Annotated in this window: 18 protein-coding genes and 1 other RNA gene; 15 read left to right on the forward strand and 4 right to left on the reverse strand. The window is 38.5% G+C overall.

Annotated features, from left to right (window positions below):
* Window positions 1-12 precede the first annotated feature (12 nt).
* An RNA gene (ffs, locus tag H561_RS23565) (signal recognition particle sRNA small type) lies at window positions 13-110 on the reverse strand.
* A 131-nt stretch (window positions 111-241) separates the two neighbouring features.
* On the opposite strand from ffs, the gene H561_RS0101450 reads away from it, so the two are divergent.
* The 10 genes from H561_RS0101450 (at window position 242) to H561_RS0101500 (ending at window position 8,764) form a co-directional block, all read left to right on the forward strand.
* Window positions 242-841 carry a DUF4199 domain-containing protein gene (locus H561_RS0101450; RefSeq protein WP_027385386.1) on the forward strand — a complete coding sequence of 200 codons (600 nt, stop codon included), beginning with the start codon at window positions 242-244 and terminating at the stop codon, window positions 839-841.
* A 16-nt stretch (window positions 842-857) separates the two neighbouring features.
* Complete coding sequence (locus H561_RS0101455; RefSeq protein WP_027385387.1) at window positions 858-1,808, forward strand: glycosyltransferase family 2 protein; 951 nt, start codon at window positions 858-860, stop codon at window positions 1,806-1,808.
* Window position 1,809: 1 nt separating this feature from the next.
* The gene (locus tag H561_RS0101460) at window positions 1,810-2,511 is read left to right on the forward strand and encodes a GIN domain-containing protein (protein ID WP_027385388.1); all 702 of its coding nucleotides are present in this window, start codon (window positions 1,810-1,812) and stop codon (window positions 2,509-2,511) included.
* 234 nt (window positions 2,512-2,745) lie between these two features.
* Complete coding sequence (locus H561_RS0101465) at window positions 2,746-2,982, forward strand: hypothetical protein (RefSeq protein ID WP_155845709.1); 237 nt, start codon at window positions 2,746-2,748, stop codon at window positions 2,980-2,982.
* Window positions 2,983-3,146: 164 nt separating this feature from the next.
* The gene (locus tag H561_RS0101475) at window positions 3,147-4,862 is read left to right on the forward strand and encodes a phospho-sugar mutase (protein ID WP_027385390.1); all 1,716 of its coding nucleotides are present in this window, start codon (window positions 3,147-3,149) and stop codon (window positions 4,860-4,862) included.
* Window positions 4,863-4,978: 116 nt separating this feature from the next.
* Entirely contained in the window at window positions 4,979-6,232 is a 1,254-nt protein-coding gene (locus H561_RS0101480; RefSeq protein WP_027385391.1) for a pyridoxal phosphate-dependent aminotransferase, read from the forward strand.
* Window positions 6,233-6,315: 83 nt separating this feature from the next.
* The gene (kdsB, locus tag H561_RS0101485) at window positions 6,316-7,038 is read left to right on the forward strand and encodes a 3-deoxy-manno-octulosonate cytidylyltransferase (RefSeq protein WP_027385392.1); all 723 of its coding nucleotides are present in this window, start codon (window positions 6,316-6,318) and stop codon (window positions 7,036-7,038) included.
* 133 nt (window positions 7,039-7,171) lie between these two features.
* The gene (locus tag H561_RS0101490) at window positions 7,172-7,510 is read left to right on the forward strand and encodes a hypothetical protein (RefSeq protein ID WP_027385393.1); all 339 of its coding nucleotides are present in this window, start codon (window positions 7,172-7,174) and stop codon (window positions 7,508-7,510) included.
* Window positions 7,507-8,169: a hypothetical protein gene (locus H561_RS0101495; protein ID WP_027385394.1), complete on the forward strand. Its 663-nt coding sequence runs from the start codon at window positions 7,507-7,509 to the stop codon at window positions 8,167-8,169. Before H561_RS0101490 ends, H561_RS0101495 begins: the two co-directional genes overlap by 4 nt.
* Before the next feature lie 16 nt (window positions 8,170-8,185).
* Complete coding sequence (locus H561_RS0101500) at window positions 8,186-8,764, forward strand: glutathione peroxidase (protein WP_027385395.1); 579 nt, start codon at window positions 8,186-8,188, stop codon at window positions 8,762-8,764.
* A gap of 184 nt (window positions 8,765-8,948) precedes the next feature.
* Here the strand turns inward: H561_RS0101500 and H561_RS0101505 are convergent, their stop codons facing one another.
* Window positions 8,949-9,605 (reverse strand): NAD(P)H-binding protein, encoded by a 657-nt coding sequence (locus tag H561_RS0101505; protein ID WP_027385396.1) that lies wholly within the window; start codon window positions 9,603-9,605, stop codon window positions 8,949-8,951.
* A gap of 133 nt (window positions 9,606-9,738) precedes the next feature.
* Between H561_RS0101505 and H561_RS0101510 the strand changes: the two genes are divergently transcribed.
* Window positions 9,739-10,092: an MmcQ/YjbR family DNA-binding protein gene (locus H561_RS0101510; protein ID WP_027385397.1), complete on the forward strand. Its 354-nt coding sequence runs from the start codon at window positions 9,739-9,741 to the stop codon at window positions 10,090-10,092.
* Here H561_RS0101510 and H561_RS0101515 read toward each other — a convergent pair.
* Entirely contained in the window at window positions 10,089-11,009 is a 921-nt protein-coding gene (locus tag H561_RS0101515; RefSeq protein ID WP_027385398.1) for a bifunctional riboflavin kinase/FAD synthetase, read from the reverse strand. The genes H561_RS0101510 and H561_RS0101515 overlap by 4 nt on opposite strands.
* Before the next feature lie 230 nt (window positions 11,010-11,239).
* Here H561_RS0101515 and atpD point away from each other — a divergent pair, with 230 nt between their 5' ends.
* The 3 genes from atpD (at window position 11,240) to H561_RS0101530 (ending at window position 14,016) form a co-directional block, all read left to right on the forward strand.
* The gene (gene atpD, locus H561_RS0101520) at window positions 11,240-12,748 is read left to right on the forward strand and encodes a F0F1 ATP synthase subunit beta (protein WP_027385399.1); all 1,509 of its coding nucleotides are present in this window, start codon (window positions 11,240-11,242) and stop codon (window positions 12,746-12,748) included.
* 86 nt (window positions 12,749-12,834) lie between these two features.
* Entirely contained in the window at window positions 12,835-13,116 is a 282-nt protein-coding gene (locus H561_RS0101525) for a FoF1 ATP synthase subunit delta/epsilon (protein WP_027385400.1), read from the forward strand.
* Between the two features lie 78 nt (window positions 13,117-13,194).
* On the forward strand, window positions 13,195-14,016 hold the full coding sequence (locus H561_RS0101530) for a hypothetical protein (protein WP_027385401.1): 822 nt from the start codon (window positions 13,195-13,197) through the stop codon (window positions 14,014-14,016).
* Window positions 14,017-14,109: 93 nt separating this feature from the next.
* On the opposite strand, the gene H561_RS0101535 is transcribed toward H561_RS0101530, so the two are convergent.
* Window positions 14,110-16,305, reverse strand: coding sequence for a B12-binding domain-containing radical SAM protein (locus H561_RS0101535; protein WP_027385402.1), 2,196 nt, complete (start codon window positions 16,303-16,305; stop codon window positions 14,110-14,112).
* Between the two features lie 94 nt (window positions 16,306-16,399).
* Between H561_RS0101535 and H561_RS0101540 the strand changes: the two genes are divergently transcribed.
* Window positions 16,400-17,716 (forward strand): GDSL-type esterase/lipase family protein, encoded by a 1,317-nt coding sequence (locus H561_RS0101540; protein ID WP_051349270.1) that lies wholly within the window; start codon window positions 16,400-16,402, stop codon window positions 17,714-17,716.
* Window positions 17,717-17,723 lie beyond the last annotated feature (7 nt).

The raw sequence follows: 17,723 nt of genomic DNA on the forward strand, positions 1-17,723 counted from the left end.
TAAACCAAAAAAAAATGGCAAGCTACCTAAATCACACCGCTACGACCAATTACCTTTGCTGCGTTCCCACCCTGGAGGATTCTCAGGAGCTGGTTGTTTAGGACTTGCCGTTGCAAAGATAGGAATATTTTATAAACCTGAAAATATTATCACAGAAAAATAGTTGGAAAAATGCAGTGACAGCGCTAAACTGCTGAAAGGTAGTGGAATAAATTTTCAACTATTTTCTAAAAATTTACATATGACAAAAAGTCCATTAACATTAGGAATTATACTTTTTATCGCTACAATGATCATTTTTTTTGTAGTCTATTCTTTTTATTCGGGAGACAATTATTTTGACATCTCCCTGAAAGCCAATGCATTCGTATTACCGGTTTTGTATGCCGGTGCTGCTTTCTGGTCGGTAAAATCATATTGGAATAACCATAGCGTGGTTGGTTTTAAGGATGCATTTAAAAGAGCATTTGTACCGATGTTCGTCGGAGGCATTCTTTCGGTTTTAAGCATATATGCTTATCTAAATTTTGTGGATACTGATGCGAAAAAACTGCTGAATTATCAGTATGTAACCCGTCAGAAATCAGAACTGGATAAAGAATATACGTCGGCAAGAAAAATTTTAAAACACCAGAAAGACATTGATGAACTGGACCAGAAATACAATGAAAGACTTCAAAGTTTTACCCCTGAAGCCGTTAAAGGAAAAGATATGCTTACAGCAAGTCATTTTTCAGGATATTTTGCAGCAATTCTTATATTTTACGTAGTTTTGTCTTTATTTTTCGGGGCGTTCTTCAGAACAAGAACGATCTATCAGGAAACAGAAAATCAAGAATAATTTTTATTAAGATTAAATGAATTTATCCATAGTTATTCCACTATTGAACGAAGAGGCTTCTCTCGAAGAACTTTTTTTAAGAATTGATACGGTTTGCCAGGCCAACAGTTTATCCTACGAAATCTGGTTTGTAGATGACGGAAGTACTGATCTGTCATGGAGTATCATTGAAAATCTGAAGGTACAGCATCCGCAGATCCATGCTATTAAATTCTCTAAAAACTACGGCAAATCCCAGGCACTTCATGCGGCTTTTGAAAGAACAAACGGTGATGTTATCATTACCATGGATGCTGATTTACAGGATTTTCCGGAAGAAATTCCTGAACTGTATAAAATGGTGGTTCATGAAAATTACGATATTGTTTCCGGATGGAAAAAGAAACGCTTTGATAACGTAATGACAAAAAACGTCCCTTCTAAACTGTTCAATGCCGCTGCAAGAAAAGTTTCGGGGGTTGAACTTCATGATTTTAACTGTGGCCTGAAAGCTTATAAAAAACAGGTGGTGAAAACGATTGACGTATACGGTGATATGCACCGTTATATCCCGGTTCTGGCTGCCAATGCAGGCTTCAGAAGGATTACGGAAAAAGAGGTTCAGCATCAGGCAAGACCTTACGGAACGTCAAAATTCGGAACGGAAAGATTTATCCGTGGCTTCCTGGATTTAGTGACTCTTTGGTTTGTCAGCCGTTTTGGAGGGCGCCCGATGCATTTTTTTGGTGCCGTAGGGACTTTGATGTTTATCGTCGGTTTTCTGTCCGCAGTATGGTTGGGATTGTCGAAACTGATTGATGTCGCCAGAGGAATTTACGGGCACCTGATCACCAATAATCCGTGGTTTTTTATTGCCTTGACCATGATGATCATGGGAACTTTGCTTTTCATTGCAGGATTCTTAGGAGAGATGATCATCAGAACAAACAGAGAACATAAAAATTACAATATTGACGAAGTGATTTAAAATGAAAAATGTTGTTTATGCTATTGCTGTATTGACATTGGTTTCCTGCGGAAAGGTTTCCCCTGAAGGAACAATTGAAAGGAAAGATGTAGCGGTTCCGGAATTTGTAAACCTTGATCTGGAAGGGAAGTTCCGTGTATTTTATGCACGGGGAACCAAAAACTTTGTAGAAATAGAAACCTATCCGAATGTAGCGGATAATCTTGATGTTGATGTAAACGACAAAACACTTTCCATTAAGGAAAAACGCGGGACCAAAGGTGTTGACTTCTATAATATAACGATTTATTCAAAATATAATCTGGAAAAAGTGGCCATTGCCGATTCTGTGGAAATGAATATTTCAAGCGAAATTAAGACCGATAATTTCAGGCTTAATTTAAAAAATAATGCTACATTTATGGGTTCGGTGAATACCAGAAGGGCAGAAGTTGAAATGCTGAACCGCAGCAGGGCGAATTTCCTGGGCGAAACCAAAGAAGCATTGATCAAGATTTCCGATACGGCAAGTCTCATCGCTCCTTACTGGAAAATCGAAAACCTGAATATTGATTCCAAAAACGGAAATTATGCAGAAGTAAATGTCTTGGATTCATTAAAAGGACATGTTCAGAATACGGCTAAATTTATCTATTATAATGATCCGATCCGGGCTTTTAAAATAGATAAGGACACGCGTGTTGAGAATAAAAAACTGGATTAGAAGTTGGAAGAAAAAAAAATATATGAAGCACATTCATTACTTCATATTGATTCAAGTGATCATGTGAGACTTCGTCCTAAAATGTATTTTGAAAAGTGTTTTCAAGATAATAATTTAAACGTCATTATATTGGGTGCCGTTTGTCATGCTATTAATGAATATTCCGACGGTAACTGCAATGAAATTATTATCAATACTGAAGCCATGTCATTCACTGTGAAATATAATGCATGAATGTCCTTAGAAAAATCTCACGATTTGACTAAAGCTGAATGTATAATGACTAAAATTGGAGCGTGCAGCAATGAAAAAAAGCATCTGGAAGCCGGCAATGAATTTTGCCGTATCGGAATGGCTGCCATTAATGCTGCTTCAGAGAAATGTGAATTAGTAACCATTTGTAATAAGCAAAAAGGTCATTTCACTTTTGAAAATGAAAAAAACTGTTTTCAAAGAAATTGTCAAAACTGAAGTTTCAGAAGAATCTACAACAATCAGTTAAAATAAATAAAGAAATTTTCAGAGATTTTACTCTTGAGTTGAATGATCTTCGGTTGAAAATAAATATATTAAGAGCACAATTACCCGGAATGAAACTGGAATTTTATAAACCATAAAAATTACAAAATACATCTATGACAACATTAGAAAAAGCAAAACTTTGGTTGCATGAATCATTTGACGAGGAAACAAGAAATGCTGTTCAACTATTAATTGAAGGCAATTCACCGGATCTGGAAGACTCTTTTTACAGAGCCTTAGAATTCGGAACCGGAGGTATGAGGGGAATAATGGGTGTCGGGACCAACCGTTTAAATAAATACACCTTAGGTCAGGCAACCCAGGGACTTGCCAATTATATGCTGAAGCAGTTCCCCAATGAAGAAATAAAAGTAGCCATTGCCTACGATGTCAGAAATAATTCAAAAGAATTCGGTAAACTGGTCGCCGATGTCTTTACGGCAAACGGAATCAAAGTCCTGCTTTTTAAAGATCACAGACCAACTCCGGAATTGTCATTTACCGTAAGAGACAGACAGTGCCACGGCGGAATTGTTCTTACCGCATCTCATAACCCACCTGAATACAACGGATATAAAGTATACTGGAATGACGGCGCACAGATTGTTCCCCCTCATGATGAAGCAATTATCAATGAAGTACTTTCGGTAAAATTTGACGAAATTAAATTCAGCGGAAACGATAGCCTGATCGAATGGATCGGGGAAGAGCAGGATGATGTATACATAGACGCCTGTATCGAAAATTCTACTTATCAGAATGTCGGAAAGGAAAATCTGAATATTGTATTTACTTCCATCCACGGCACAACCTATACTACAGTTCCGAAAGCACTGCGAAAGGCTGGCTTCAAAAAAATCGACCTGGTAAAGGAGCAGATGATCCCAAGCGGGAATTTCCCGACAGTAGATTCTCCGAACCCTGAAGAACCGGCAGCCTTGGAAATGGCCATGGACCTGGCGAAAATTACCAATGCGGATATTGTGATCGGAACAGATCCGGATGGCGACAGACTGGGCATTGCCGTAAGAAACCTGGATGGTGAAATGCAGCTGCTGAACGGCAACCAGTGTAATACCATCCTGACCTATTATATCCTGAACGAATGGAGAAAACAGGAAAGGATCACCGGTAAAGAATTTATTGGTTCTACCATCGTTACCTCTGATATTTTCTTTGATATTGCTCAGAAATTCGGTGTACAGTGCAAGGCCGGGCTGACCGGTTTCAAATGGATCGGCAAGATGATCCGCGACGCTGAAGGGAAAGAAAAGTTTATCTGTGGCGGAGAAGAAAGTTTCGGATTTATGACCGGTGATTTCGTCCGTGACAAAGACTCATGCGGCAGTATTGTACTGGCATGTGAAATTGCCGCATGGTGTAAAGCTAACGGAAGAACAATGTATCAGTACTTAATTGAGATCTATCAGGAAACCGGGATGTATTATGAAGGATTGGTAAACCTGGTAAGAAAAGGGAGAGACGGGGCAGAAGAGATCCAGAATATGATGAAGAACTTCCGTGAAAATCCGCCTGAACAGCTGGCAGGTTCTCCGGTAGAAGAAGTGAAGGATTTCAAAGAGCAGACCAATTTTGTTGTTTCCAAAAATGAAAAACTGGTCATGAAAGACATTCCTGCATCAAATGTACTTATCTATTATACACAGGACGGTACAAAAGTCTGTGTAAGACCTTCCGGAACAGAACCTAAAATTAAATTCTATATTTCAGTAAAAGACTCTGTTACTTCCGAAGCGGATTTCAATAATAAATTAATCTCCCTGGAAGAGAAAATCAATCAGGTAAAAAACGACTTACAGTTAACATAAATATAAGGTGTTAGGATTTAGGTAATAAGAATTAGATAATTTTGCACAGGCAGAGCTAAGCCTTAAAACCTAATTTCTGATCCCTCAGCATAAATATAATTCTAAATAAAAGTAAAGTGAAAGTTTCAAAATTAGCGGCGAACCTGATCGGTTCTGAAATTGTAAAAATTGGTAACGAAGTAAATGATTTAAAGGCAAAAGGAGCGGAAATAGCAAACCTTACCATCGGTGATCTGAATTCTAATATTTATCCTATTCCTGCAAAGTTAAAGGAAGAGATTCAGAAAGCATATCAGAATAATCTGACGAATTATCCGCCGGCTAACGGACTTTTATCTTTAAGGAAAGAAGTTTCAAAAGACTTAAAAATAAGATGGAACCTGGATTATTCCCCCAATGACATTCTAATTACAGCCGGTTCAAGACCTCTGATCTATGCGGTGTATAAAACGATTGTTGATGAAGGCGATAAAGTGATTTACCCTGTCCCTTCGTGGAATAATAACCATTACGCCTACCTTACTTCTGCTGATGCTGTAGAAGTGAAAACAACCCCTGAAAATAATTTCCTTCCGACGGCGGATGATTTGAGACCTCATTTATCAGGAGCCGTTTTACTGGCACTTTGTTCACCGCTGAACCCGACCGGCACCATGTTTACCAAAGAACAGCTGTCTGAAATCTGTGAGTTGGTTTTAGCGGAAAACAAACAGAGAAGCGAAGATGAAAAACCGTTGTACCTAATGTACGACCAGATTTATTCCAACCTTACTTTCGGGGCTGAGCATGTAGATCCGGTATCACTTTTTCCTGAAATGAAAGAATATACGGTTTACATTGACGGTATTTCAAAATGCCTTGCTGCCACAGGCGTTCGTGTGGGCTGGGGATTCGGTCCGGCTCATATCATGGATAAAATGAAAGCCCTTCTTACCCATGTGGGAGCATGGGCTCCTAAACCGGAACAGGAAGCTACTGCAAAATATTTTGAAAATCCGGAGGATGTGAATGTTTTCATAGAAGATTTCAAAGGGAAATTGGAAGCAAGTCTGAAAGTTCTGCATGCAGGAATTCAGGATTTAAAAGGAAAAGGTCTTGCTGTAGACAGCATCGAACCCATGGGAGCACTATATCTTACGATTAAATTGGATTACATCGGGAAAACGAAACCGGATGGTTCTCTTATTGAAAATTCTTCCGACCTTGTATTTTACCTGATCAATGAGGCCGGAGTTGCTTTGGTTCCTTTCTCTGCTTTCGGGGAAGAAAAATCGGAGCCTTGGTTCAGGGCTTCTGTTGGAGGTCTGGCTACGGAAGAGATTTCAGGAATGATGCCGAAACTGGAAAATGCTTTAAATAATCTTAAATAGTTTACCAATGTATCAGTGTAACATAATGTCAATAAATGCGGTTATTGTTACGCTGGTACATTGTTAAATTGATATATTTGAATATGAAAATCATTGCCGTTATTCCCGCACGTTATGAAGCCAGCCGCTTTCCGGCAAAGCTGATGCAGATGCTGGGAGAAAAAACCGTTATTGCGACAACCTATAAGAATGTTTTGGAAACAGGTCTGTTTGATGAAGTCTTTGTAGCAACAGATTCCGAAATTATTTTTGATGAAATTGTTAAAAATGGCGGTAAAGCAGTAATGACCGGCCGGCATGAAACAGGAAGCGACCGGATTGCAGAAGCCGTCCAGCATATTGACTGTGATATCGTGATTAATGTACAGGGAGATGAACCGTTTCTCAAATTAGAGCCGCTGAAACAGCTGATTGAAGTATTCCACAACGATGAAAATCAGGAAATTTCTTTAGCTTCATTAAGAATCAGGCTCACGGAAAAAGAAGAAATTGAAAACCCGAATAATGTAAAAGTCATTACGGACAATAGCGGTTTCGCTTTGTATTTCAGCCGTTCCGTGATTCCTTTTCACAGGGAAGTTTCCTATAATATAAGCTATTTCAAACACATTGGGGTTTACGCTTTCAGAAAGCATGCATTAATTCAGTTTTCAAAACTGGAGATGAAGCCGCTGGAAATCTCGGAAAAGATCGAATGTATCCGGTATCTGGAATACGGAATGAAGATTAAATTAATAGAAACCAATTTTATCGGAGTAGGGATCGATACTCCCGAAGATCTGGAAAAAGCACGGAAATTGATCTGAAAATAATTTCTGGAAGACATTGCTTTTTGTTTTTCGCCCAATTCCCCTTATATTTGAATTAATATACAAGACATAAGTGAGAATTTTATTTTTAATATTAGTATGTTGCTGTTCAAATCTGAAATGTCAGAATTTGAATAATAAAAAATTCTATGCCCGGATTAATCACAGTTGTAGGGCAACAACGAATGGAGCAATTGATATCTATACATTTATGGTGCTGGAATTTAAAAATAATAAAATATACCCGTCTTATCTGGTCATCCCGTCTAAAAATCAAATTGTAAAAGACCCCGTTCATTATATATTTGAAAATAAAAAACTATATCTTACAAAGCCATTGGATTTTAATGAAGATCTGGGATCCGTATTCACTTATATCAATGGAAATCTGATCCCCAAAAATAGAAGGAATGAACCGAAATTTATTTTCAGACCTTCTTCAGACAGCTATTATAAAAGAAATAAATGAAAAAAATAATATACCTGGTCCTTTTAACGTTTACCACTTCATTGTGCGCTCAGACGGCAAAGGAGATCATAGACAAAAATATAGAACTGTCCGGAGGATTAACGAATTGGAAGCTCCTGAATTCGGTACTGCTTCAGGGAAAAGTTATTTTGGGAGTTAAGGACGAATACCCGATAAAGATCTACCAGCAGCGCCCAAATCTTACAAAAACAATCATTACCATCAGCGGGAAGGACACGGCTATTGAAGGCTATGACGGATCTAAAGGGTATGCGATGAACTATGCCAATAATAAAGTTCAGGAATACGCAGGATATGTTCCGGAAAGTTTCGACAATGATTTCATCGACTGGGAAAATAAAGGATTTGAAGCAAAGTATTTAGGAAAGGAAAAGATCGGGAATATTTACTGCCATAAGGTTGAGCTGACAAAGAATGTCAACAAGAACATGTATTACTTTGATACCAAAACCTATATGCTGCTTAGAGAAATTAAAAAGGATGAAACTCTGGACTATTCGGAATATAAAAAAGTGGGAAGCCTTTCGATGCCTTTCAGGATTGAATCTTCCAGTACAAAAAAAGACGGGGATTATGTAATGATGATCAACAGGATTGACATCAATAAAGTATTTCCTGCCAATACGTTTAAATTTTAAACTAAATAAAAATATTATGAAAAGATTATTTATAATGCTTCTTTCTTTCGTTGCATTCTTCAACAGCTGTGCACAGAAAAAAAGTGAAGCGTCTAAAGCCAAAACCAAAGAACTTATGGGAAAATCAATCTACGATTATAAAGTTCCGGCCCTGGAAGAAGGTAAGGAAATTAATTTTGCGGATTTTAAAGGAAAGAAAATCCTTATTGTCAACACAGCTTCAGAATGTGGGTTTACACCGCAGTATGCCGATCTTGAAAAAGTAGCTCAGGAATATAAAGACAAACTGGTGGTGGTAGGATTTCCTGCAAACAATTTCGGAGGCCAGGAACCGGGAACCAATAAGGAAATCGGTGCATTCTGCCAGAAAAATTTTGGCGTAACATTTCCGTTGGCAGCCAAAATTTCCGTTAAAGGAAACGATATGGCCCCGATCTTTAAATATTTAACAGAGAAAGATTTGAACGGTGTAAAGAATACCAGCATTCTTTGGAACTTTACAAAATTTTTAATTGATGAAAACGGGAAATTGGTTGATTCTTTTGTAAGCACTACAAAGCCTACGGATGAAGCCATTACGAAGTATATGAAATAAGATAAGCAATATTTAAACAACAAAAATTAACCGGCTCCGCTCGATTTGATCATAAAATGATCTTATTAAGTGGAGCCGGTATTTTTTTAGAGAGGGTTTAAATTTATTTTACAAATAATTTCGCTCACATTATGTTGATCATACTGATTTTCAGGTGTATTTAATTTACTCTAAACGTATACTGCTAGTCATTGCTTTTCTCGGCAAAACCGAAAATATTCCCCAGTTCTATACTGGAATAACCGTTGCTTTTAATTTTGGAGGAATTGATCATGGCTTTTGCTAAGACATCTGTCGGGAGCGGTTTCTGACTTTCCAGAAGACCTAATGTATTGGCAAATTTTATAACCCTGCTTCCCAGTACTTCTCCGGTCCGGTCAGAATCCTTTCTTTCCAGCATTCCCGGCCTGAAGATCGTGATCTTCTCAAAATGCAGTTCTTTTACCGCTGCTTCCAGTTCACCTTTCATTCTGGAATAGAAAATTTTTGATTTCGGATCAGCTCCGTATGAAGAAACCAGGATATAATCATCTACATTATTTTCTCTGGCTGCTTTCGCAAATTCATACTGATAATTAAAATCCACTTTTTTCTGGGCTTCTTTACTTCCTGCAGCTTTTAAAGTGGTTCCTAGACATGAAAAAGCAACGTCACCTTTTATTGTATGCTTCCATTCATCAGGCTGATCAAAATTGACTACATGAACTTTCAGTTTGGGGTCCTGGATATCAACAGGCTTTCTTACGAAAATATTGACTTCTTCAAAGTCCTTATCATTAAGTAACTGTCTGACTAAATCTTTTCCTGTAGCGCCGGTAGCACCGATAATGAGAGCTTTCATAAAATAGTGTTTGGGTGATGATGTTTGTTTCTTAAAATTACTAAATTTGGACCAATAATTACAGAGCGACTATAAAATCATAGTTTATTATTTACAGATTGCTTATTTCCTATACTTATAATTCATAAAGAGCATGGATGCCAACGAAATTTTAGAATATTGTCTTGAAAAAAAAGGGGTAACGGAATCTTTTCCTTTTGATAATGAAACACTCGTGTTAAAAGTAGGAACAAAAATGTTTTTATTAATGGCACTGGAAAAACAGCCTTTGGGCATTAATGTCAAAACAGATCCTGAATGGAGTGCAGAGCTTCGTGAGCAGCATCCGCAGATTACAGGGGCTTATCACATGAATAAGATCCATTGGAATTCCGTGAGGGTAGATGGGTTAAAAAGAGAACTAATCTTTAAATTAATCGATCATTCGTATGAATTGGTGTTTAATTCTTTAACTAAGAAAGCAAAAGCGGATATAAGCAGCAGTTAAAACGGAAATTCTTCCGTCAGCTTCTTATCTTCATCCAGCCTTTCGATTAATTTGTCAAGTCCTTCAAATTTAATTTCGTCGTGAAGGAAATCTCTGAATTTCACTGTGATTTCTTCATCATAAATATCCTCATTAAAATTGAGAATATATACTTCGACGGTTAATTTTTCACCGTTAACGGTAGGGTTGGTTCCAACGCTCAACATTCCTTTATATTCCTTTCCTTTAATCCAAACTTCAACAATGTAGGCTCCTTTCTTCGGTAAAAGCTTAATGGAATCCGATTCAATGTTGGCCGTAGGATAGCCTATCGTTCTTCCTATTTTCTTTCCGTGAACCACCGTACCGGAAACAGAGTAGGAATAACCCAGCATTTCATTGGCTTTTTTGATGTCTCCGGCAAAAAGGGCATTCCTGATTTTGGTAGAACTGATATTATTTTCATGAATGTTAACGGCTTCCATCTGTTCCACTTCAAAATCCAGCTCTTCTGATAGTTTTTGCAGCAACTCGAAATTTCCGCTTTTATTCTTTCCAAAGGAATGGTCGTATCCGATAATCAGATATTTGACATGCAGCTGGCCAATTAAAATCTGGCGGACGAACTCTTCTCCCGTCAGGTTCCGGAACTCTTCGTCAAACTCTTTTAAAAATAAATGGCTGATGCCGTATTTTTCCATCAGGAATTTTTTTTCTTCCACCGTATTCAGAAGCTTTAGATCTTCATTCGGATTAAAAATAAACCTCGGATGCGGCCAGAAAGTAAGCACCGCTGTTTCCAGATTATTTTCTGAACCTGTTTTTATCAAGGCATCAATAATGCTTTTATGCCCGAGATGAACCCCGTCAAACATCCCTAAGGATAACGCTAAAGGCTTGTGGGAAGAATAATCTGTAAAATTTCTGAAAACTTTCAAAACGAAAAAAAATTTGACTGCAAATATAGAAATAATGTAACATTATTAATGTAACATTTTGTCAATGTAATCATGTAACGATAAAATTACGTATTTTACTGAGTCATTATTGACAAATTGATGGATTATTATATTGCTACATTGTTTAAAAAAGTATGATAAAAATCTTTTTTTTACCAATTGTAGGTTTATCAAGAATCATTATATTTGCACCAAGAAAAAATTTAGCAATGGCAAACCAAATTAAAGGAAAAATTTCTCAAATCATTGGTCCTGTAATCGACGTAGTCTTTTCAAATGTGGAAGCAATTCCGAGCATTTATGACGCGTTGGAAATTACAAAAGGGAACGGTGAAAAAGTAGTCTTAGAAGTAGAACAACATATTGGTGAAGATACAGTGAGATGTATCGCAATGGATGCTACAGACGGTCTTCAAAGAGGACAGGATGTAATCGGATACGGAAATCCTATTACCATGCCGGTCGGAGAAGCTGTCAACGGAAGGCTATTCAACGTGGTTGGTGATGCTATCGACGGACTTCAGAATATTTCTAAGGAAGGTGGTCTTCCTATTCACAGACCAGCTCCGAAATTTGATCAACTTTCAACTTCTGCAGAAGTTTTATTTACAGGTATTAAAGTAATCGACTTGGTTGAGCCTTACGCAAAAGGAGGTAAGATCGGTTTGTTCGGTGGTGCCGGTGTAGGTAAAACGGTATTGATCCAGGAGTTGATTAACAATATTGCAAAAGGACACGGAGGTCTTTCTGTTTTCGCCGGCGTAGGTGAAAGAACGAGAGAAGGAAATGACCTTTTAAGAGAAATGCTTGAATCAGGTATTATTAAATACGGTGATGATTTCATGCACTCTATGGAAAACGGAGGTTGGGACCTTTCAAAAGTGGACATGGAGGTTATGAAAGAATCCAAAGCTGCCTTCGTATTCGGACAGATGAATGAGCCGCCGGGAGCAAGAGCGAGAGTTGCACTTTCCGGTCTTACATTAGCTGAGTACTACAGAGACGGTGGTGAAAGCGGACAGGGTAGAGACGTATTGTTCTTTGTGGACAACATTTTCCGTTTCACACAGGCCGGTTCCGAGGTGTCTGCACTTTTAGGACGTATGCCTTCTGCGGTAGGTTACCAGCCGACATTGGCATCTGAAATGGGGGCGATGCAGGAAAGAATTACTTCAACAAAAAACGGATCTATTACTTCAGTACAGGCGGTTTACGTACCTGCGGATGATTTAACTGACCCGGCTCCTGCAACAACATTTGCCCACTTGGATGCAACAACGGTATTGGATAGAAAAATTGCTTCATTAGGTATTTACCCGGCAGTAGATCCATTGGCTTCTACATCAAGAATCCTGGCTCCGGAAATTATCGGTGAAGAACATTATAACTGTGCTCAGAGAGTAAAAGAAATCCTTCAGAGATATAAAGCGCTTCAGGATATCATCGCGATCTTAGGGATGGAAGAACTTTCAGAAGAAGATAAATCTGTGGTTTACCGTGCCAGAAAAGTTCAGAGATTCTTGTCTCAGCCTTTCCACGTAGCAGAACAGTTTACAGGGATCCCGGGATCATTGGTAGATATCAAAGATACCATCAAAGGATTCAACATGATCATCGATGGTGAATTGGATCATTTACCGGAAGCTGCTTTCAACCTGAAAGGAACCATTGAAGAAGCAATCGAGGCAGGACAAAAAATGTTAGCGGATAACGCTTAATAAATTAGACAAAAGGGATCAGATTCAAGACATGAGACTTTAATGTTGTCTGAAATCTGAAATCTGAAATCTTCAAATCTAAAGAAATGAATATAAAAATTTTAACACCAGAATACGTAGTTTTTGAAGGAGAAGTAGATTCTGTATTGCTGCCTGGGAAAGATGGTGAATTCCACATCATGACCAACCACGCAGGAATTGTTTCTTCTTTAGTCGGAGGTAAAGTAAAATTATATACGAAATCCATCAACGAAACGTATACAAAATATTTTACCAAAGAAAATGAGAAAGACGCTGTTTTTTCTTATCCTATCACAAGCGGTGTTGTAGAATTTAATCATAATAAAGGAATTATCCTTTGTGAATAATTAAAGGAAGAGCTAAATATATTTTCAAGAAAGTGTAACTTTGTTACACTTTTTTTTATGGATGTAAGAATCTGGCTTATGCAAAGGAGTTTAATCATTTTATTTACAGTTTTGGGCATTATTGTAAACGCCCAGAATATCAAGACCAAAAGGGGTATTGTAAGTATTGACGGAATACATGTGGCAAAGATTGCCAGTAAGGGCAGTAGTTACATTTTTATGGATCTTAAAGAAAATCCGGTCTATACCATAGAATTTATTGACAAAAGTATTGTTGATTCCGTACGGGACAGTTATATCAGGCTGAACAGAGTCTATAACCAGGAGAAAACCCTTGAGATGGATTATATTTCTCCGTCGGCGTTCTCGGGTGAAGAAAAATCCGCAGTGTATACATCGATAAAGGGTTTGAAAATAATCGATGAAAGAGGCATCAATATCAAAAACCTGGACGAGCTCTTTAAAAATAACCCGAAACGAAAGCTGGATACCAAAACTAAAGACGCCTACACCACGAGAACCAAGATTGACAGGCTGAATATTACGGTCAATAATGTAGGTGAAATCCTGAGCAATGGCAGACCGGTAGGATATTTTACCAATTTACCGGTAAGTTTCGGATCGGAAGATACCGTTACCGATAAAACTTTTGTTGACATAGAAATTTACGATGCCAAAAGCAAATACATCGGAAGGTATATTACGACTACCAAACAGCTTAAATCTGCCGGCGGAAAAACATTTACCGTTTACAGGGAAATGTCCGGACGCGCATCCATCTTAAAATTTCCGACTTACAAAGCACTTGCAGAACGGATGGCTGTTATGGATCCGAATTTTATTAAGGTTCAGGAAAAAGTAATTGTGGGTGAAGTGACGAAAGACGGTGTCCAGAAATAAAATTTTATTAAAGTTTAAAAGTAAAAAATTTCGGGGAAAATTCTGGAATTTTTTATGCTATTCAATATTATTTTACCAAAAGAAAATACGATATTATAAACTCAGGATAACACCGTTATCTTTCAGCTGCTGCATGGGTTTAGAAAACCAGAACAATTCAAAATTTTCAAAATTTTCTTCAAAATTTAGTTTCAATTGCTGAAGAGTAACTTTTTTCTGGTTTTCAGTAGAATGGTCCTGAAACATTTTAATCAGCCATTCCGCCTGAGCCTGGTCTAATTCTATACTGACCATATTGGTTTTTAAATGGACTGTAATTTTCGTGTACGGGTAAATATATTTCTTTTTTGTTTTTAAGCGATTCTCAGCGATTACGTTTTTGGTGATAAAAATAACTTTCGCATTGCCTTTGAACTTAAAATCTTCTTCCTCCAACAGGCAGTCATGAATATAATCCGGATCAATGCTTGCCCGCGGAATTTTGAAATCAAACCAATCCTGAAGCGGAATATCAAAATTAATTCCATGCATATAATTGAACAGGGATTTTTTTAACCCGAAACTGAATTTAACATGATCAATCCCCGTTTTATCCGTAAAATCAATATCGTTATTCGCAAATAAAATTTCCTGTCTTATAGGTGTAACTCCAAATTCCTCCGGATTCATGCCGACGGGAGAATGGGCAGTCATGGCAAACTGATGCCAGAAGCCGCTCTGTAAAATTCCCATTTCAAACATCTGGCGGACCATTTCCAGGGAATCCACCGTTTCCTGAACGGTCTGGGTAGGGTAGCCATACATCAGATAGGCATGGATCATAATTCCGGCTTCTGTAAAATTCCGGGTTACTTTCGCTACCTGTTCTACGGAAATCCCTTTGTCAATCAAGTTCAGCAGGCGGTCACTGGCTACTTCCAGTCCGCCTGAAACGGCGACACACCCCGAAAGTTTCAGCAAAAAGCATAAATCTTTCGTGAAACTTTTTTCAAAACGGATATTCGTCCACCAGGTCACTACGAGGTTTCTCCTCAGAATTTCCAATGCTACTTCCCTCATCAGAGCTGGCGGAGCTGCTTCATCCACAAAATGGAATCCGGTTTCCCCGGTTGTGCTGACCAGTTCTTCCATTCTGTCCACCAGAATTTTGGCAGAGATCGGTTCATAAATTTTAATGTAATCCAGAGAAATATCACAGAACGTACATTTTCCCCAATAACATCCGTGTGCCATGGTCAGCTTATTCCATCGTCCGTCGCTCCATAAACTGTGCATCGGATTGGCAATTTCAATAACGGAAATATATTGGTCCAGCTGTAAATCGGTATAGTCCGGAGTTCCGATTTCCGCCTGCTTGTAATCAGATCTTTTTGAATTATTTTTATAAATAACCTCTTGGTTTTCAATCAAAAAAGTCCTCTTGAACTCGGAATCTCCGGTCTCCCTAGAATGAAAAACATGCTCACAGAGTAATTCAAGCGGAAGTTCACCATCATCCAGCGTGATGAAATCAAAAAACTCAAATACCCTCTGATCCTTGACTTCTCTTAATTCCGTATTCGGGAAACCGCCGCCCATCGCCGTTTTAATATGAGGAAAATATTCCTTAATCCATCTGGCACATCTGAAAGCAGAGTATAAATTTCCGGGAAACGGAACGGAAAAACAGACCAGTTTCGGCTGAACGGATTCCAGTTTTTCATGAAGGATTTTTAACGTAACATCATCAATAAAGGTCGTATCCCCGGAAATTTTCGCATACAATTCATCAAAGGAATTGGCACTTTTCCCCAGCCGTTCTGCATATCTGCTGAACCCGAAATCAGCATCGGTATGCTCGACGATATAATCAGACAGGTCTTCTAAATATAAGGTAGCCAGATGTTTGGCTTTATCCTGCAATCCCATGTTGCCAAAAGCAAATTCCATATCATCCAGCTGACTAAAGCGGGAAGCCTCCGGCAGAAAGTTCATAGAGCAGATCTGCCTTGCCAGGGTAGGGATTTTACCCTGAAGGAAAGCAATTACCTGGTCAATGGTTTTTACATATTCGTCTCTCAGCGTAAAAATCCTTTTGGTATTTTCTGAACTGTTCTGAATATCAATTCCTTTACTGAAAATGTCCTTAATGCCGTCTTTTGAAAATAATTTAAGAATAACTTCTATCCCCAGATCCATCTGGAAGCTTGAAATATTCTTGGTAGTAAGGAAGCCTTTGATATAAGCTGTAGCAGGATAAGGCGTATTAAGCTGGGTAAAAGGAGGCGTGATAAGAAGCAGGTCTTTCAAAAGGAGAATTTTTGCAAAGTTAATATTTAAAATTCAGACTGACTTATTTTAGATTATGAGATGCCTCTATCAGAAAAATTTATAAATTCACGGTATGAAAATTACGGGCAGAAATTTAGGCATCCTGTTGTTACTCTTTTCAACAGGCATACAGGCACAGCAGATCGAAAATGCAGAAACATTAAAACCTTTTACAGAAAAACTGAAACAGAATAAAGTTTCCCAGATCCTTTTTATGGGAGATTCGCATATCCAGGCCGACTGGCTTACTTCATACCTGAGAAAAAAGTTTCAGGACCAGTATGGGAATGCCGGGCGCGGAATGGTTTTCCCTTATACCGTAGCCAATACCAACGGATCTGATGATTTCACTTCAGCAAGCAACCGTACTTGGGAAACCTTCAGGCTGGTGCATGAGCAAAAAGTGTTTCCGCAGATCGGAGCCGGTGGTTTTGTAATCGGCAACAAAGAGAACTCTTTATTGGAAATAAGCTTTAAAAATCCCCAGGATACTTTTGATAAGGTTATTATTTACCATGATGCGCAGATGGACGGCCAAGAAGTGACGCTGTACCGTGAAAAGCAGAGTCTCAGAAACTTTATTCAAAAAAAGACAGAAAACCTGAATCATACGGCCGCTGCCGGAGAAACATTTCATGAGATGGTCTCAAAATATAACAGCACCACCACCAGGCTGAAACAGATGAACGGAACCCGGATCTTAAATCCTGCTGAAGGGCAAAGTTATAAAGTGGAAAGGAATTACCTGATCTACAATGCCGATTTTGAAAATCAGATTGAGCCGATTGCCCGACAGAAACTGAAAGGATTTAAAACAGAGATTGATGTAAAGGAGCCCCAGCAGGTATTTTTAATACGTTCCGATAATCCTGCCGGAAATATATTCTACGGATTCCAGTTTTTAAAAAATGTAGAGAAAGGGATTGTGTTTAATACCGTAGGGGTTAACGGTGCTACTTATGCCGATTTTTTAAAGTACCCGCTTCAGGTGCAGCAGCTGGTTACGGTACATCCTGATATCCTGGTCATTGCCCTGGGAACCAATGAAGCTTTTGCGCCGATAAGCAAGGAAGAATTCCAATATGCCGTTACAGAACTTATCAGTAAATTCCGTAAAGAAAATGCTGTACTTCCGGTATTGCTGGTCTCCCCGCCTGATAACCTCCCGAAACAGTCCCGGGTTCCGGAAATCGTAAGCTGGATCAGGGAAAGCGCCGTGCAGAATAATGCTGCCTTTTTTGATCTTTATCAGGCCAGTGGCGGAAAAGGATCTTTTAAAAGAGCGCAGATAAGAAAAGAAGCCAATTCAGACGGGGTACATTTTGTAAAGCCCGGTTATGAAAACCAGGCCGAACTTATCTGGAAGGCATTTTCTGCCATTACTCAATAAATAAAAT

It is taken from the genome of Chryseobacterium gregarium DSM 19109, from assembly GCF_000430845.1.
In the GTDB taxonomy this organism is placed as follows: Bacteria; Bacteroidota; Bacteroidia; order Flavobacteriales; family Weeksellaceae; genus Chryseobacterium; species Chryseobacterium gregarium.

Coding starts and splice junctions, on each gene's coding strand:
- H561_RS0101450 (WP_027385386.1), top strand. CDS start 242: ATGACAAAAAGTCCATTAACATTAGGAATTATACTTTTTATCGCTACA.
- H561_RS0101455 (WP_027385387.1), top strand. CDS start 858: ATGAATTTATCCATAGTTATTCCACTATTGAACGAAGAGGCTTCTCTC.
- H561_RS0101460 (WP_027385388.1), top strand. CDS start 1,810: ATGAAAAATGTTGTTTATGCTATTGCTGTATTGACATTGGTTTCCTGC.
- H561_RS0101465 (WP_155845709.1), top strand. CDS start 2,746: ATGTCCTTAGAAAAATCTCACGATTTGACTAAAGCTGAATGTATAATG.
- H561_RS0101475 (WP_027385390.1), top strand. CDS start 3,147: ATGACAACATTAGAAAAAGCAAAACTTTGGTTGCATGAATCATTTGAC.
- kdsB (WP_027385392.1), top strand. CDS start 6,316: ATGAAAATCATTGCCGTTATTCCCGCACGTTATGAAGCCAGCCGCTTT.
- H561_RS0101495 (WP_027385394.1), top strand. CDS start 7,507: ATGAAAAAAATAATATACCTGGTCCTTTTAACGTTTACCACTTCATTG.
- H561_RS0101500 (WP_027385395.1), top strand. CDS start 8,186: ATGAAAAGATTATTTATAATGCTTCTTTCTTTCGTTGCATTCTTCAAC.
- H561_RS0101505 (WP_027385396.1), bottom strand. CDS start 9,605: ATGAAAGCTCTCATTATCGGTGCTACCGGCGCTACAGGAAAAGATTTA.
- H561_RS0101510 (WP_027385397.1), top strand. CDS start 9,739: ATGGATGCCAACGAAATTTTAGAATATTGTCTTGAAAAAAAAGGGGTA.
- atpD (WP_027385399.1), top strand. CDS start 11,240: ATGGCAAACCAAATTAAAGGAAAAATTTCTCAAATCATTGGTCCTGTA.
- H561_RS0101525 (WP_027385400.1), top strand. CDS start 12,835: ATGAATATAAAAATTTTAACACCAGAATACGTAGTTTTTGAAGGAGAA.
- H561_RS0101530 (WP_027385401.1), top strand. CDS start 13,195: ATGCAAAGGAGTTTAATCATTTTATTTACAGTTTTGGGCATTATTGTA.
- H561_RS0101540 (WP_051349270.1), top strand. CDS start 16,400: ATGAAAATTACGGGCAGAAATTTAGGCATCCTGTTGTTACTCTTTTCA.